Origin of the sequence: Streptomyces melanogenes (assembly GCF_014649795.1) — a bacterium.
Classification (GTDB): domain Bacteria; phylum Actinomycetota; class Actinomycetes; order Streptomycetales; family Streptomycetaceae; genus Streptomyces; species Streptomyces noboritoensis.
Genome location: NZ_BMTS01000015.1, coordinates 187845 through 200822 on the forward strand (window position 1 = coordinate 187845; position 12978 = coordinate 200822).

13 protein-coding genes and 1 pseudogene are annotated in these 12978 nt (G+C 71.1%); 7 read left to right on the forward strand and 7 right to left on the reverse strand.

Annotation, left to right across the window (positions count from 1 at the left end; translation table 11 throughout):
• Nucleotides 1–27 precede the first annotated feature (27 nt).
• The gene (gene era, locus IE252_RS29745) at nucleotides 28–969 is read left to right on the forward strand and encodes a GTPase Era (protein WP_190092516.1); all 942 of its coding nucleotides are present in this window, start codon (nucleotides 28–30) and stop codon (nucleotides 967–969) included.
• 197 nt (nucleotides 970–1166) lie between these two features.
• Here the strand turns inward: era and IE252_RS29750 are convergent, their stop codons facing one another.
• From IE252_RS29750 to IE252_RS29760, 3 genes are read right to left on the reverse strand one after another with little or no spacing between them, the layout of a single operon-like run.
• Complete coding sequence (locus IE252_RS29750; RefSeq protein WP_190092517.1) at nucleotides 1167–1976, reverse strand: GNAT family N-acetyltransferase; 810 nt, start codon at nucleotides 1974–1976, stop codon at nucleotides 1167–1169.
• Between the two features lie 29 nt (nucleotides 1977–2005).
• Entirely contained in the window at nucleotides 2006–2272 is a 267-nt protein-coding gene (locus IE252_RS29755; RefSeq protein ID WP_190092518.1) for a protealysin inhibitor emfourin, read from the reverse strand.
• A gap of 31 nt (nucleotides 2273–2303) precedes the next feature.
• Nucleotides 2304–3365, reverse strand: a complete 1062-nt coding sequence (locus tag IE252_RS29760) for a M4 family metallopeptidase (RefSeq protein WP_190092519.1) — start codon at nucleotides 3363–3365, stop codon at nucleotides 2304–2306.
• A 311-nt stretch (nucleotides 3366–3676) separates the two neighbouring features.
• Here IE252_RS29760 and leuA point away from each other — a divergent pair, with 311 nt between their 5' ends.
• From leuA to IE252_RS29780, 4 genes are all read left to right on the forward strand, one after another.
• Nucleotides 3677–5446 (forward strand): 2-isopropylmalate synthase, encoded by a 1770-nt coding sequence (leuA, locus tag IE252_RS29765; RefSeq protein WP_190092520.1) that lies wholly within the window; start codon nucleotides 3677–3679, stop codon nucleotides 5444–5446.
• Nucleotides 5447–5602: 156 nt separating this feature from the next.
• Nucleotides 5603–6322: a TerB family tellurite resistance protein gene (locus tag IE252_RS29770; RefSeq protein ID WP_229848858.1), complete on the forward strand. Its 720-nt coding sequence runs from the start codon at nucleotides 5603–5605 to the stop codon at nucleotides 6320–6322.
• 49 nt (nucleotides 6323–6371) lie between these two features.
• Nucleotides 6372–7121: a DNA repair protein RecO gene (gene recO, locus IE252_RS29775; RefSeq protein WP_190092522.1), complete on the forward strand. Its 750-nt coding sequence runs from the start codon at nucleotides 6372–6374 to the stop codon at nucleotides 7119–7121.
• A gap of 16 nt (nucleotides 7122–7137) precedes the next feature.
• The gene (locus IE252_RS29780) at nucleotides 7138–7974 is read left to right on the forward strand and encodes an isoprenyl transferase (RefSeq protein ID WP_190092523.1); all 837 of its coding nucleotides are present in this window, start codon (nucleotides 7138–7140) and stop codon (nucleotides 7972–7974) included.
• A 30-nt stretch (nucleotides 7975–8004) separates the two neighbouring features.
• Here IE252_RS29780 and IE252_RS29785 read toward each other — a convergent pair whose 3' ends face one another.
• Entirely contained in the window at nucleotides 8005–8676 is a 672-nt protein-coding gene (locus IE252_RS29785) for a ScbR family autoregulator-binding transcription factor (protein WP_190092524.1), read from the reverse strand.
• Nucleotides 8677–8881: 205 nt separating this feature from the next.
• On the opposite strand from IE252_RS29785, the gene IE252_RS29790 reads away from it, so the two are divergent.
• On the forward strand, nucleotides 8882–9772 hold the full coding sequence (locus tag IE252_RS29790; protein ID WP_190092525.1) for a ScbA/BarX family gamma-butyrolactone biosynthesis protein: 891 nt from the start codon (nucleotides 8882–8884) through the stop codon (nucleotides 9770–9772).
• Between the two features lie 32 nt (nucleotides 9773–9804).
• The gene (locus tag IE252_RS29795) at nucleotides 9805–10650 is read left to right on the forward strand and encodes an SDR family oxidoreductase (RefSeq protein WP_190092526.1); all 846 of its coding nucleotides are present in this window, start codon (nucleotides 9805–9807) and stop codon (nucleotides 10648–10650) included.
• A 104-nt stretch (nucleotides 10651–10754) separates the two neighbouring features.
• Here IE252_RS29795 and IE252_RS29800 read toward each other — a convergent pair whose 3' ends face one another.
• The 3 genes and pseudogenes from IE252_RS29800 to IE252_RS29810 form a co-directional block, all read right to left on the reverse strand.
• Entirely contained in the window at nucleotides 10755–11984 is a 1230-nt protein-coding gene (locus tag IE252_RS29800) for a cytochrome P450 family protein (protein WP_190092527.1), read from the reverse strand.
• A 43-nt stretch (nucleotides 11985–12027) separates the two neighbouring features.
• Entirely contained in the window at nucleotides 12028–12258 is a 231-nt protein-coding gene (locus IE252_RS29805; RefSeq protein ID WP_190092528.1) for a hypothetical protein, read from the reverse strand.
• Nucleotides 12259–12366: 108 nt separating this feature from the next.
• Nucleotides 12367–12978: pseudogene (locus IE252_RS29810) on the reverse strand (2-oxoacid:ferredoxin oxidoreductase subunit beta); the annotation flags it as partial.

Genomic DNA, 12978 nt, shown 5'->3' on the forward strand with positions numbered 1-12978 from the left:
CCGTTCGGATCGGGGAGAATGGGCGGCATGAGCGCTCGTACTGTTGAGAACAACGCCCCCCACCGGGCCGGCTTCGCCTGCTTCGTCGGCCGCCCCAACGCGGGCAAGTCCACCCTCACGAACGCTCTGGTCGGACAGAAGGTGGCGATCACCTCCAACCGTCCGCAGACGACGCGGCACACCGTCCGCGGCATCGTGCACCGCCCCGACGCCCAGCTGATCCTGGTCGACACGCCGGGCCTGCACAAGCCGCGCACGCTGCTCGGCGAGCGGCTGAACGACGTGGTGCGGACGACCTGGGCCGAGGTCGACGTGATCGGGTTCTGCCTGCCGGCGGACCAGAAGCTCGGGCCCGGCGACAAGTTCATCGCCAAGGAGCTCGCGGGGATCAAGAAGACCCCGAAGATCGCGATCGTGACCAAGACGGACCTGGTCGACTCCAAGGCGCTGGCCGAGCAGCTGCTCGCCGTGCAGCGGCTCGGGGACGAGCTGGGCTTCGAGTGGGCGCAGATCGTGCCGGTCTCGGCGGTCGGCGACCAGCAGGTCCAGCTGGTGGCGGACCTCCTGGTCCCGCTGCTGCCCGAGGGCCCGGCGCTCTACCCCGAGGGCGACCTCACGGACGAGCCCGAGCAGGTCATGGTGGCCGAGCTGATCCGCGAGGCGGCGCTGGAGGGTGTACGGGACGAGCTTCCGCACTCCATCGCGGTGGTGGTGGAGGAGATGCTGCCGCGCGAGGACCGTCCGGCGGACCGGCCGCTGCTCGACATCCACGCGAACGTGTACATCGAGCGGCCGAGCCAGAAGGGGATCATCATCGGTCCCAAGGGGAAGCGGCTCAAGGAGGTCGGGATGAAGTCGCGCAAGCACATCGAGGCGCTGCTGGGGACCCCGGTGTTCCTCGACCTTCACGTGAAGGTCGCGAAGGACTGGCAACGAGACCCGAAGCAGCTGCGCAAGCTGGGGTTCTGAGCCCCCACCCCACCCCTTCCCGAAACTCTCCGAGGGAGCTCTTCGTCTGCGGACCGTGGTGGGTTGCTCGCGCAGTTCCCCGCGCCCCTGACTACCTAGGGGCGCGGGGAACTGCGCGACCAGCCCCCACCGGCCCGCAGCCGACGAACCCGGCCGCCCGCCAGAGGGCTTTCGGGAAGGGGTGGGGTGGGGAAGGCTCACGCCTCGGCTATCAGGGCCGTTCCCACTCGTACGAACCCCAGTCGTCCATAGATCCGCGCCACCGCATCGTCCCCGGCCGACAGGAACACCGTCGACGCGCCACGGGCTCGCGCATCCGTGACCAGGGCGGACGTGACCGCCTCGCCCAGACCCCGGCGCCGCGCCGCCGGCACCGTGCCGACGCCCACGATCTCCGTCACCGGGCCCACCGGGTTGTGCATGCCGGAGCAGAGCGGGAGGCCGTCGAGGACGGCCGCCGCGACCGCCGTCGCACCGGCACGGATCCGCTCCGCGACCTGCGTCGCCCGCCCGTCGCCCGCCCGGGCCGTGACCTCGGCGGCCAGCTCGGCGGGACCCACCGAGCCCACAGCCGTACCGGGCGCCGCGAACGCCAGGTGCGGCACCACCAGGGCCGCGTGGAGCAGCGGGTCGTCCGCGTCCAGGACGCGGACCTGCGGGTGCGGCCGGGGCGCGGGCGCGTCCGGGGCCAGCACCATCAGCGGATGGGCGTGGACCGAGAGGCCCGAGGACTCGACCGCCGCCCGCAGCCCGGGCGACACCTCGTCCACCCACTCGAACGCCTCCGGTGTCCCCAGCTCCCGCTGGCGCGCCCGCACCTTGTCCACGTCCGCGACCGACACCGGCCCGGCGTGGCCGAGCGTGGGCCGGGCGTAGAACGGCCAGCCCGCGCCCTCCCGTACGAACAGCGTCAGCGGACCGAAGTCCTCCGCGCGGGCCGAAGTGCGCGGCGCCGCGTCGTAGTAGCGTTCCAGCAGGGCGAGTTCAGCGTCAGAGGTCGTCGTCATGCTCTGCATGAAAGCAAGACGACCCCCCGCTACGCACCCTCTTTCAGCACCCGTGACACCAGCGTCCGCTGGGCCGGGGACAGCCGGGGGTCCGCGCAGTGGACCGTGGTGCCGTCGACCGTGATCTCGTAGTGGAAGCCGTCCGGTACGCCGAGGGACGGCTCGCCCTGGCCGTCGGCGAGGGCCGCCTCGGCCAGGGCCTGCCACTCCGCCGCGTCGGCCCGGCCCGAGGTGTCGACCTCGGCCCGGCGCTCGATGCCGGCGAATCCTCCTGTGCGGGTCACCTGGATGCGCATGCTCCCTGTGTAGCAGCGCACCGCCCCCGCGTCAGCCGGTCGGCACGCCGACCTGGGACCAGGCCTTCAGGACGGACTGGAGCTCCGCCCCCTCCCCGTAACGGGCGCGCGCCGCCGCCACGGTCAGCCGGGCGAAGTCCGCGAACAGGGCCTGCTTGCCCAGCTCGCCGCCGGTCAGCACGTCGTACCAGATCTGCCCGGCCCGCTCCCAGGCCTTGCCGCCGAGCGCCTCGGCGACCAGGTAGAAGGCGTGGTTGGGGATGCCCGAGTTCAGATGGACGCCGCCGTTGTCGCGGCCGGTGGTGATGTAGTGGTCCATCGTCGCGGGCTGCGGGTCCTTGCCGAGCACGTCGTCGTCGTACGCCGTGCCGGGCGCCTTCATCGAGCGCAGCGCCGTGCCGGTCACGGCGGGGGCGAGCAGGCCCTGGCCGATCAGCCAGTCGGCCTGGTGGGCGTCCTGGTCCAGCGTGTACTGCTTGATCAGCGAGCCGAAGACGTCCGACATCGACTCGTTGAGCGCGCCCGGCTGGCCGAAGTACGTCAGGTTCGCCGTGTGCTGGGTGACGCCGTGGGTCAGCTCGTGCCCGATCACGTCGACCGGGATCGTGAAGTCCAGGAAGATCCGGCCGTCGCCGTCGCCGAACACCATCTGCTCGCCGTTCCAGAAGGCGTTGTTGTAGTCGGCGTCGAAGTGCACGGACGCGTCGAGCGGCATGCCGGAGCCGTCGATGGAGTTGCGGCCGTACGCCTTGAGGTAGAGCTCGAAGGTCGCGCCGAGCCCGGCGTAGGCACGGTTGACGGTGGCGTCCTTGGCCGGCTTGTCGCCCTCGCCGCGGACCTTGCGGCCGGGCAGCGCGGTGCCGTGCCGGCAGTCGTAGATGGTGCGGTGCGGCTGTCCCTCGACGGCCGCGGCGGGCGGGGCGAACGAGGGCGCGCCGAGCACCGTGGTGAGCCGGCGGGCGGTGCGCTGGGCGGCGTCCGCGACGAGCGTCTTGCGCGCGATGGCGGACAGCGCGGGGTCCTCGGCGGTGACCAGTTTGTCGAGGACGTGAGGTGGCACGATGGTGCAGAAGACGGGCGTATGCGCGTTCATGTCGCGACAATGTGGCACTGGGTCATGAGGCTGTCACTACTCGCCACCATGATTGGTTCCAAGCCACCGGGGCCGGTAGGCGTCGGGACTTTGGCCCCTGGTCCCTTCCGTCACGTATCGCATACTGAAACGGGACCGGCGCTTTCGGCGCCCCTCGGCTAGGCTGCGGCACATCATGCGTTTCGGGCTGCTTCTCCTTAGCTGCCGCGGCGAGGGCCTGTAGTCGTAGGCCGACCCCCTCCCCGCGGGATCTGGTGCTGCTTCGACTCAGTCGGCCGTCCTAATCGAAGGACCCGAGGAGCCCTACGCAAATGTCTGAGAACTCCGTGTCTGTCGGTCGCCCGACGCCCGTCACCAACGCGACCCACACCCAGCGCCCCTCCGGGATGCCGATCCACAAGTACGGCTCGTACGAGGCCGTGGACATCCCCGACCGCACCTGGCCCGAGCGGCGCATCACCAAGGCGCCGCGCTGGCTGTCCACCGATCTGCGCGACGGCAACCAGGCGCTGATCGACCCGATGTCGCCCGCCCGCAAGCGCGAGATGTTCGACCTGCTGGTGCGCATGGGCTACAAGGAGATCGAGGTCGGCTTCCCCTCCTCCGGCGAGACCGACTTCAACTTCGTACGGTCGATCATCGAAGAGGGCGCGATCCCGGACGACGTCACCATCTCCGTACTGACCCAGGCCCGCGAGGACCTGATCGAGCGGACCGTGGAGTCCCTGCGCGGCGCCCACCGCGCCACCGTGCACCTGTACAACGCCACCGCCCCGACCTTCCGCCGGGTCGTCTTCCGCGGCTCCAAGGACGACATCAAGCAGATCGCGGTGGACGGCACCCGGCTGGTGATGGAGTACGCGGAGAAGATCCTGGGCCCGGAGACCACCTTCGGCTACCAGTACAGCCCGGAGATCTTCACCGACACCGAGCTGGACTTCGCCCTGGAGGTCTGCGAGGCGGTCTGCGACGTCTGGCAGCCCGAGGAGGGCCGCGAGATCATCCTCAACCTGCCCGCCACGGTGGAGCGTTCGACGCCGTCCACGCACGCGGACCGGTTCGAGTGGATGAGCCGCAACCTGACCCGCCGCGCGTTCGTCTGCCTGTCCGTGCACCCGCACAACGACCGCGGTACGGCGGTGGCGGCGGCCGAACTGGCGATCATGGCCGGAGCCGACCGCATCGAGGGCTGCCTGTTCGGCCAGGGCGAGCGCACCGGCAACGTCGACCTGGTCACCCTGGGCATGAACCTGTTCAGCCAGGGCGTCGACCCGCAGATCGACTTCTCGCAGATCGACGAGATCCGCCGCACCAGCGAGTACTGCAACCAGATGGAGGTCCACCCGCGCCACCCCTACGCGGGCGACCTGGTCTACACCGCCTTCTCCGGCTCCCACCAGGACGCCATCAAGAAGGGCTTCGACGCGATGGAGGCCGACGCGGCCGCCAAGGGCGTCACCGTCGACGACATCGAGTGGGCCGTCCCGTACCTGCCGATCGACCCGAAGGACGTCGGCCGCTCCTACGAGGCCGTCATCCGGGTCAACTCGCAGTCCGGCAAGGGCGGCATCGCGTACGTCCTGAAGAACGACCACAAGCTGGACCTGCCGCGCCGGATGCAGATCGAGTTCTCCCGGATCATCCAGGCGAAGACCGACGCCGAGGGCGGCGAGGTCACGCCCGGCCAGATCTGGTCGGTCTTCCAGGACGAGTACCTGCCGAATCCGGCCAACCAGTGGGGCCGTATCCAGCTGCGGTCCGGCCAGACCACGACCGACACCGACGGCCGGGACACGCTGACCGTCGAGGCGGTCGTGGACGGCGCCGACACGGTCCTGACCGGCACCGGAAACGGTCCGATCTCGGCCTTCTTCGAGGCGCTGGCCGCCATCGGCGTGGACGCCCGCCTGCTGGACTACCAGGAGCACACGATGAGCGAGGGCGCGTCCGCGCAGGCCGCCTCGTACATCGAGTGCGCCATCGACGGGCAGGTCCTGTGGGGGATCGGCATCGACGCCAACACCACGCGCGCCTCGCTGAAGGCGGTCATCTCCGCCGTCAACCGCTCGGCCCGCCAGTAGCCGATCCGGCGCCGCACCGCGCCCCACCTGCCCCTGGCGGCCGGTGGGGCGCCGTCTTTGCGCCACTCCTTCCAACGGGGTGCTGACGTCCCCTCGTCGATGTGGCTAACATCACGTCAACGCGGCAATGTTGCCGGTCCGTTACGGAGGTGCGCGGTGGTGCAAGGCCGAGGACAGAACGGGACGAAGCCTCGCGCCGTGGGCATTCTCGAACGAATCTGGACGACCCGTACGTCCTGGACCACCGTCGGGGACGGCGAGTTCTTCTGCCCGGAGTGCGGGGGCGACCGCAACTTCCGCCGCCGCACCGGCCGTCGGCGCCTGGCCGTGCTCGGCGTCCCGCTGCTGTCGCGCGGGGCCGCCGGGCCCGTGGTGGAGTGCGCGGCCTGCGAGACCCACTTCGGGACGGACGTCCTCGACCACCCCACCACCACCCGCTTCTCGGCGATGCTGCGCGACGCCGTCCACACCGTCGCCCTCGCCGTCCTCGCCGCGGGCGGCACCTCCTCCCGCACGGTCACCGCGACCGCGGCCGCCACGGTCCGCGCCGCAGGCTACGACGACTGCACCGAGGAGCAGCTGATCACCCTGATCGAGGCGCTCGCCGCCGACACCGGGCGGTTCCTCACCGACACCGAGGCCGACCCGTGCGGCGCCGCCCTCGCCATCGAGCTGCACGAGTCCCTGGAGCCGCTGGCCCCGCACCTCGCCCCGGCCGGCCGGGAGTCGATCCTGCTCCAGGGCGCCCGCATCGCGCTGGCCGACGGCCCGTACAGCCCGGCCGAGCGCGAGGTCCTCACCACGGTGGGCGGCGCGCTCCAGCTGTGCACGGACGACGTGGCCCGGCTCCTCGCGGCGGCCCGCACCCCGTCCTGAAGCACCCCGTCCTGACCGGGGCCGCTCCCAGCGGTGAAACAATGGCTCCATGAGTCTGTTCCGGGACGACGGCATCGTGCTGCGGACCCAGAAGCTCGGTGAGGCCGACCGGATCATCACGCTTCTGACCCGCGGGCACGGGCGGGTGCGCGCCGTCGCCCGCGGGGTGCGCCGCACCAAGTCCAAGTTCGGGGCCCGTCTTGAGCCCTTCTCGCACGTGGACGTGCAGTTCTTCGCGCGCGGCAGCGAACTGGTCGGGCGCGGCCTGCCGTTGTGCACCCAGAGTGAGACGATCGCTCCGTACGGTGGCGCGATCGTCACGGACTACGCCCGGTACACCGCGGGCACCGCGATGCTGGAGACGGCGGAACGGTTCACCGACCACGAGGGCGAGCCCGCCGTGCAGCAGTACCTGCTGCTCGTGGGCGCCCTGCGCACGCTCGCGCGCGGCGAGCACGCCCCCCATCTGATCCTCGACGCCTTTCTGCTGCGCTCGCTCGCCGTCAACGGCTACGCGCCCAGCTTCGAGGACTGCGCGAAGTGCGGCATCCACGGGCCCAACCGGTTCTTCTCGATCGCGAGCGGCGGTGTGGTCTGCGCCGACTGCCGGGTGCCCGGCAGCGTCGTACCCTCTGCGGAGGCGGTCGGACTGCTCAGCGCGCTGCTCACGGGGGACTGGGCGACGGCGGACGCGAGCGAGCCGAGGCACGTGCGCGAGGGCAGCGGCCTCGTGTCTGCCTATCTGCACTGGCATCTGGAGCGCGGCCTGCGCTCACTGCGGTACGTAGAGAAGAACTGAGGGAGAAGAGCTCCACATGGCACGACGCGGAATCCTGGGCGGCCGGTCCCGGCGCGAGTACACGACCCCCGAGCCGCACCCCTCGGGGGCGCGCCCGCCGAAGATCCCCGGCGAGCTGGTCCCCAAGCACGTGGCGGTCGTCATGGACGGCAACGGACGCTGGGCGAAGGAGCGCGGGCTGCCGCGCACCGAGGGCCACAAGGTCGGCGCCGAGCGCGTCCTCGACGTGCTCCAGGGCGCCATCGAGATGGGCGTGGGCTCCATCTCGCTGTACGCGTTCTCCACCGAGAACTGGAAGCGCTCGCCCGACGAGGTGCGCTTCCTGATGAACTTCAACCGCGACTTCATCCGCAAGACCCGCGACCAGCTCGACGAGCTGGGCATCCGGGTGCGCTGGGTGGGCCGTATGCCCAAGCTGTGGCGCTCGGTGGCCAAGGAGCTCCAGGTCGCCCAGGAGCAGACGAAGGACAACGACCGGCTGACGCTGTACTTCTGCATGAACTACGGCGGCCGGGCCGAGATCGCCGACGCCGCTAAGGCGCTCGCCGAGGACGTGAAGGCGGGCCGCCTCGACCCCTCGAAGGTCGGCGAGAAGACCTTCGCCAAGTACCTGTACTACCCCGACATGCCGGACGTGGACCTGTTCCTGCGGCCCAGCGGCGAGCAGCGCACCTCCAACTACCTTCTCTGGCAGAGCGCTTACGCCGAGATGGTCTTCCAGGACGTGCTGTGGCCGGACTTCGACCGGCGCGACCTGTGGCGGGCCTGCCTGGAGTACGCGCAGCGCGACCGCCGCTTCGGCGGGGCCGTCCCCAACCTCGACATCCCCCGGCAGGACGGCGCCGGCGAGTAACTCCCGCGCCGGCGCGGGGCGGCCGGGTCGTCAGACCGCGGCCACCTCGCACTCGGCGTCGGCCGCCGCCAGATCCATCTCGGCGGCGAGCCGCGCGCCGCGGTCCTCGGAGAAGTCCAGGGCGGCGAGTACCGAGGGCACCGCGATGCTGGACATCACATGGCGCTGGAGGACCAGGTGGCGGTGCGAGAGGTCCTGGTAGTCGCTGAGCGTCTGGGACATCATCTGGAGCCCGGCGAAGGCGCCCACGTACAGCTCGGCGGTGTCGGAGATGACCACGTTGGGCATCAGCTCGCCGCGCTGCTGCGCCAGGGTCAGCACCTCGACGTTCACCTCGCTCCAGTGCCGGAACGGGCCGCTGCGGTCGAGCCCGGTCGCCTGCTGGTCGAGGGTCAGCCGGATGCTGGCCCGGACCAGGTGGTCGGTGCGGAGCCGGTGCGCGAGCACCGAGCCGGAGTCGATCAGCTCCTGGAGCTTGACGGGCTGCGGCGGCAGCGCGGGGCCGGAGCCCTGCTCGTTCAGGACGCCGTGCGCGAGTGCTTCCTTCGACTGGAAGTGGAAGTAGAGCGCGCCCTTGGTGACCCCGGCCATCTTCAGGATGTCCGTGATCGTGGCGGCCTGGAACCCCTGCTTCTCGAAGACGATGGCTGCGGCCTCCAGGATCGCCCTCCTGGTACGGATCGCACGATCCTGCTTCGCCACGCTGCCTCCTTCTGTTGCGCCGCGATGTCGACGCCGTGAACTCCGGGACCGTCCCAGCCCCGCTATTGAAAAAAACCGTCTGGTTTGTATCTTAACAGTGGGACGCAGGACTATGTTCTTCGTACATGCCTCGGGGGGAGCCATGTCCAAAACACAAGCAGTATTGACCAGCGCCATACCCATAACCGGTGCCGGGCCCACCAATATGACGCAATCGCACCCCGTCTCACCGGAACTGGTCCACCGGGCCAGGCCGTCCGACGCCTTTCCACGCGGCTGGCGCCGGCGTGACGAACACACCTTCGCGGTCACCGCGCAGTGGCCGCACGACCACGTCTTCTTCGAACCCGTCGCGGGCGATCTGCACGACCCGATGCTCGTCGTCGAGACGATGCGCCAGTCGGCGATGCTGATAGTGCACGCGAGCTACGGAGTGCCGCTCGACTGGCACTTCATGCTGACCGACATCGAGTACACCGGCAACGAGAGCCAGTTGGACGTCGGCGGCCAGCCGGCGCTCATCGACGTGGAGCTGGAGTTCTCCCGTCTCGAGTGGCGCGGCGGCAATCTGTCGCGGCTCAAGGTCCACTGGGTGCTGCGCCGCCTGGGCCGCCTGGTGGCCACCGGCTCCGGCCAGGCCCGGGTGCTCAGCCCCGGCGTCTACCGGCGGCTGCGCGGCGACCGGATCTCCCCGGGCGTCAGCGGTCACCTCCCGCTGCCCGTCCCCGCCGACCTGGCGGGCCGCAACCGCGCCGCCGACGTGGTGCTGGCGCCCTGCCCGCAGGAGCGCGTCTGGCGGCTGCGGGCGGACACCACGCACCCCACGCTCTTCCAGCGCCCCAACGACCACGTGCCCGGCATGCTCCTCCTGGAGGCTGCCCGGCAGGCGGCCACCGCGGCCCTGGGACCCACGCCGTTCGTCCCGGTCGCGGGTGACATAGCGTTCCACCGGTACGCGGAGTTCGACAGCCCGTGCTGGATACAGGTCACCGACGCGGCGCCCCGGCGCCCCGGCATGACCAGTGTGCAGGTCACCGGCCACCAGGACGACAGCCTGGTCTTCCTCGCCACACTGTCGGCGCCGCGCGCCGACTGACCGGTGCGGCAGGGGGGAAGAAGAGGACGACGATGATTCTGGTGACCGGGGCGACCGGAACCGTGGGGGGCGAGGTCGCCCGACTGCTCGCGGCCACCCACCCGCTGCGCGTCCTGGCCAGACGGCCGGAACGGGTGGCGGTCGCGGGACCGGCCGTCGAGGTGGTCGCCGGCGAGTACGCCGACCGCGACAGCCTCGACCGCGCCCTCAAGGGCGTACGGGCGGCGTTCCTGGTCACCGGCAGCATCGGCGAACCCGACGACGTCCGGTTCGTGGAGGCGGCCCGCGCGGCCGGGGTGCGCCATCTGGTCAAGCTCTCCGCGCTGGCCGTCACCGACCTGGCCGCCGACGACCTCGTCACCGCCCGCCAGCGCGAGAACGAGAGCGCCGTACGGGAGTCCGGGCTCGCCTGGACCCTGCTGCGGCCCCGCGCGTTCATGACCAACACCCTGTCCTGGGCGCGCTCGGTGCGCGAGGACGGGGTGGTGCGCGCGCTGTACGGGGACGCGCCCAACGCGACCGTCGACCCGCGCGACATCGCCGAGGTGGCGGCGCTGGCACTCACCGAGCCGGGCGCCCACGAGGGCCGCGCGTACGCGCTCTCGGGCCCGGCGGCCGTCACCGCCGCCGAGCAGACCGCGCTCCTCGGCGACGCCCTGGGCCGGCCGCTGCGGTTCGAGGAGCTGGGCCCCGAACGCGCGCGTGCCGCGCTGCTCGCGCGCTATCCGCAGCCGGTGGCCGAGGCGCTGCTGCACAGCGCCGAGCGCCAGCGGGCCGGGGCGAAGGCCGGGGTGTCGCCCACCGTCCAGGAGCTGACGGGCCGCCCCGCGCGCTGCTACGCCGAGTGGGCCCGCGCCAACGCGGCGGCCTTCGCCTGACCCGCGTCCCGCGCGAGTTCGTACACGTCCTACGTACGTATACGTAAGGGGCCTTGCCGGAAGTGTCCGGCAAGGCCCCTGCGTCTTTTGCTTCCTTACGTACGTCAGCCGTTCAGCAGGAGCGGCAGCTCACGGTGGCCGTTGGAGATGAACGACGGGAGCTGGGCGAGCTGTTCGCCCGGGGCGGCGAGGGCCACGTTCGGGAAGCGCTCGAAGAGGGCCGACAGCGCCGCCGTCGCCTCCAGACGGGCCAGCGGCGCGCCCAGGCAGAAGTGGACGCCGTGCCCGAACGCCAGGTGCTCGCGGCGCAGCGGGCGCGACGGGTCGAAGCGGTCGGCGTCCTCGCCGTGCACCTCGGGGTCGCGGCCGGGCCCGGCCAGCGCGACCAGGATCGGGTCGCCCTGGGGGATCACCACGCCGCCGATCTCGATGTCCTCCACGGCGTACCGCAGCGGCACATGGGCGGCCGGCGGCTCCCAGCGCAGGGTCTCCTCGACCACGTCCTCCCAGGCGACCTCGCCGCGCCGCACCCGCGCCAGCTCCTCGGGGTGGGTGAGCAGCGCGTACGCGGCCTGGTCGATCAGATTGACCACGGTCTCGAACCCGGCCGAGATCATCAGCAGCAGGGTGTCCACGAGCTCGACCTCGGTCAGACCGCTGCCGTCGCTCTCGTCGCGGGTGGCGATCAGATCGCTGGTCATGTCGTTGCCGGGGTTGGCGCGCTTGAAGGCGATGAACTCGTTCAGCGCCACGTACAGCTCGCGCCCGGTGGCCTCGGCCTCCTCGGCGGTCACCTCGGTGAGGAAGGTGATGTCGATGAGGCGGCAGAGCCGGTCGCGGGCGCTCTCCGGGACGCCGAAGAGCTCGCAGATCACCTGGACGGGCAGCGGGCTCGCGAACGCCTTGCGCAGATCGACCGGCTGGCCCTGCGGGGTGTCCGCGAGCTTGTCGAGGAGGTCGGCGACGATCCGCTCGATCGTCGGGCGCAGCGCGGCGGTCTGGCGCGCGGTGAACGCCCTCGACGTCAGCTTGCGCAGCCTGCTGTGCTCCTCGCCGTACGCGGTGATCATGCTGCGGACCGATATCCAGATGGCGAGCGGCCAGGTCCGGGGGATCTCGCCGTTGATCCAGGCGGGCCAGTGCCGCTCGGCGTCCTTGGAGACGCGCGGGTCGGTCATCAGGCTCTTGGCGGCGTCGGCGCTGGTCACCGACCAGGCGGCGACGCCGCCGGGCAGCTCGATCCGGGCGACCGGGCCGTGCTCGCGGATGCGGGCGATCTCGCCGTGGATGTCGGTGCCGGCGGCGTCGATGGCGAACGGGCATTGCTGGGGCATGGAGGTGCTCCGTAAGGACGGTGGGGACGTGAGTCTGTGCCGACTACTGTCGGCGCAGAGGGAGATGTACGTCGATGCGGGTGCCGTTCCCTGACGCGCCCTCGACGGTGGCACACCTGTCGAGGCCGTCGATCCGGCCGGTCATCGAGCGTGGTCCCGGACAGCGGCGGCCGGGGAGGCAGAGCGGTTCGTCCACGGCGGAGGTCACCACGGTGTGGCCGAACACGCGCCCCGCGCGACCGTCACTCACGACGGAGTACAGCCGTACGCCCATGTGTCCTCCCCCCAGATGCTCGGACGAGAGGACAATAACAAACCGGATCCCCGGTTTACCACCGGGGATCCTGGAGTGCTGCGGGGTGCTACTGAGGTGCGGCCTGGACTAGCCCGCCACGGTCCAGGTGTCGTTGCCCGCGAGCAGGGAACCGAGCTCGCCCTTGCCGCGCTGCTCGATGGCCCGGTCCAGCTGGTCGGCCATCAGCGTGTCGTACACCGGCCGGTGCACGCTGCGCAGGACGCCGATCGGGGTCTGGTACAGGGTGTCGGGGTCGGCGAGGCGGGAGAGGGCGAAGGCGGTGGTGGGGGAGGCCGCGTGGGCGTCGTGGACGAGGATCCGCGCTTCGTTGTCGGGGGTGACCTCGACCACCTGGAGATCGCCGGTGGCGGGGTCGCGGACGACGCCCTTGTGCAGGTCGGCGCCGAAGCGGATCGGCTGACCGTGCTCCAGGCGGATCACCGCTTCCTGGGCCTGCTCGTTGTCCTTGAGGATCTCGAAGGCGTCGTCGTTGAAGATGTTGCAGTTCTGGTAGATCTCGATGAGGGCGGTGCCGGGGTGGTCGGCGGCGGCGCGCAGGGTTTCGGTGAGGTGTTTGCGGTCGGAGTCGATGGTGCGGGCGACGAAGGAGGCCTCGGCGCCCAGCGCGAGGGACACCGGGTTGAACGGCGCGTCGAGTGATCCCATGGGGGTCGACTTGGTGATCTTGCCGACTTCCGA

Excerpts from the sequence above, each read along its gene's own strand:
- IE252_RS29755 (WP_190092518.1), bottom strand. The coding sequence starts at position 2,272 with ATGCGCATCCAGGTGACCCGCACAGGAGGATTCGCCGGCATCGAGCGC.
- era (WP_190092516.1), top strand. The coding sequence starts at position 28 with ATGAGCGCTCGTACTGTTGAGAACAACGCCCCCCACCGGGCCGGCTTC.
- IE252_RS29750 (WP_190092517.1), bottom strand. The coding sequence starts at position 1,976 with ATGACGACGACCTCTGACGCTGAACTCGCCCTGCTGGAACGCTACTAC.
- IE252_RS29760 (WP_190092519.1), bottom strand. The coding sequence starts at position 3,365 with ATGAACGCGCATACGCCCGTCTTCTGCACCATCGTGCCACCTCACGTC.
- IE252_RS29800 (WP_190092527.1), bottom strand. The coding sequence starts at position 11,984 with ATGCCCCAGCAATGCCCGTTCGCCATCGACGCCGCCGGCACCGACATC.
- leuA (WP_190092520.1), top strand. The coding sequence starts at position 3,677 with ATGTCTGAGAACTCCGTGTCTGTCGGTCGCCCGACGCCCGTCACCAAC.
- IE252_RS29780 (WP_190092523.1), top strand. The coding sequence starts at position 7,138 with ATGGCACGACGCGGAATCCTGGGCGGCCGGTCCCGGCGCGAGTACACG.
- IE252_RS29790 (WP_190092525.1), top strand. The coding sequence starts at position 8,882 with ATGACGCAATCGCACCCCGTCTCACCGGAACTGGTCCACCGGGCCAGG.
- IE252_RS29805 (WP_190092528.1), bottom strand. The coding sequence starts at position 12,258 with ATGGGCGTACGGCTGTACTCCGTCGTGAGTGACGGTCGCGCGGGGCGC.
- recO (WP_190092522.1), top strand. The coding sequence starts at position 6,372 with ATGAGTCTGTTCCGGGACGACGGCATCGTGCTGCGGACCCAGAAGCTC.
- IE252_RS29795 (WP_190092526.1), top strand. The coding sequence starts at position 9,805 with ATGATTCTGGTGACCGGGGCGACCGGAACCGTGGGGGGCGAGGTCGCC.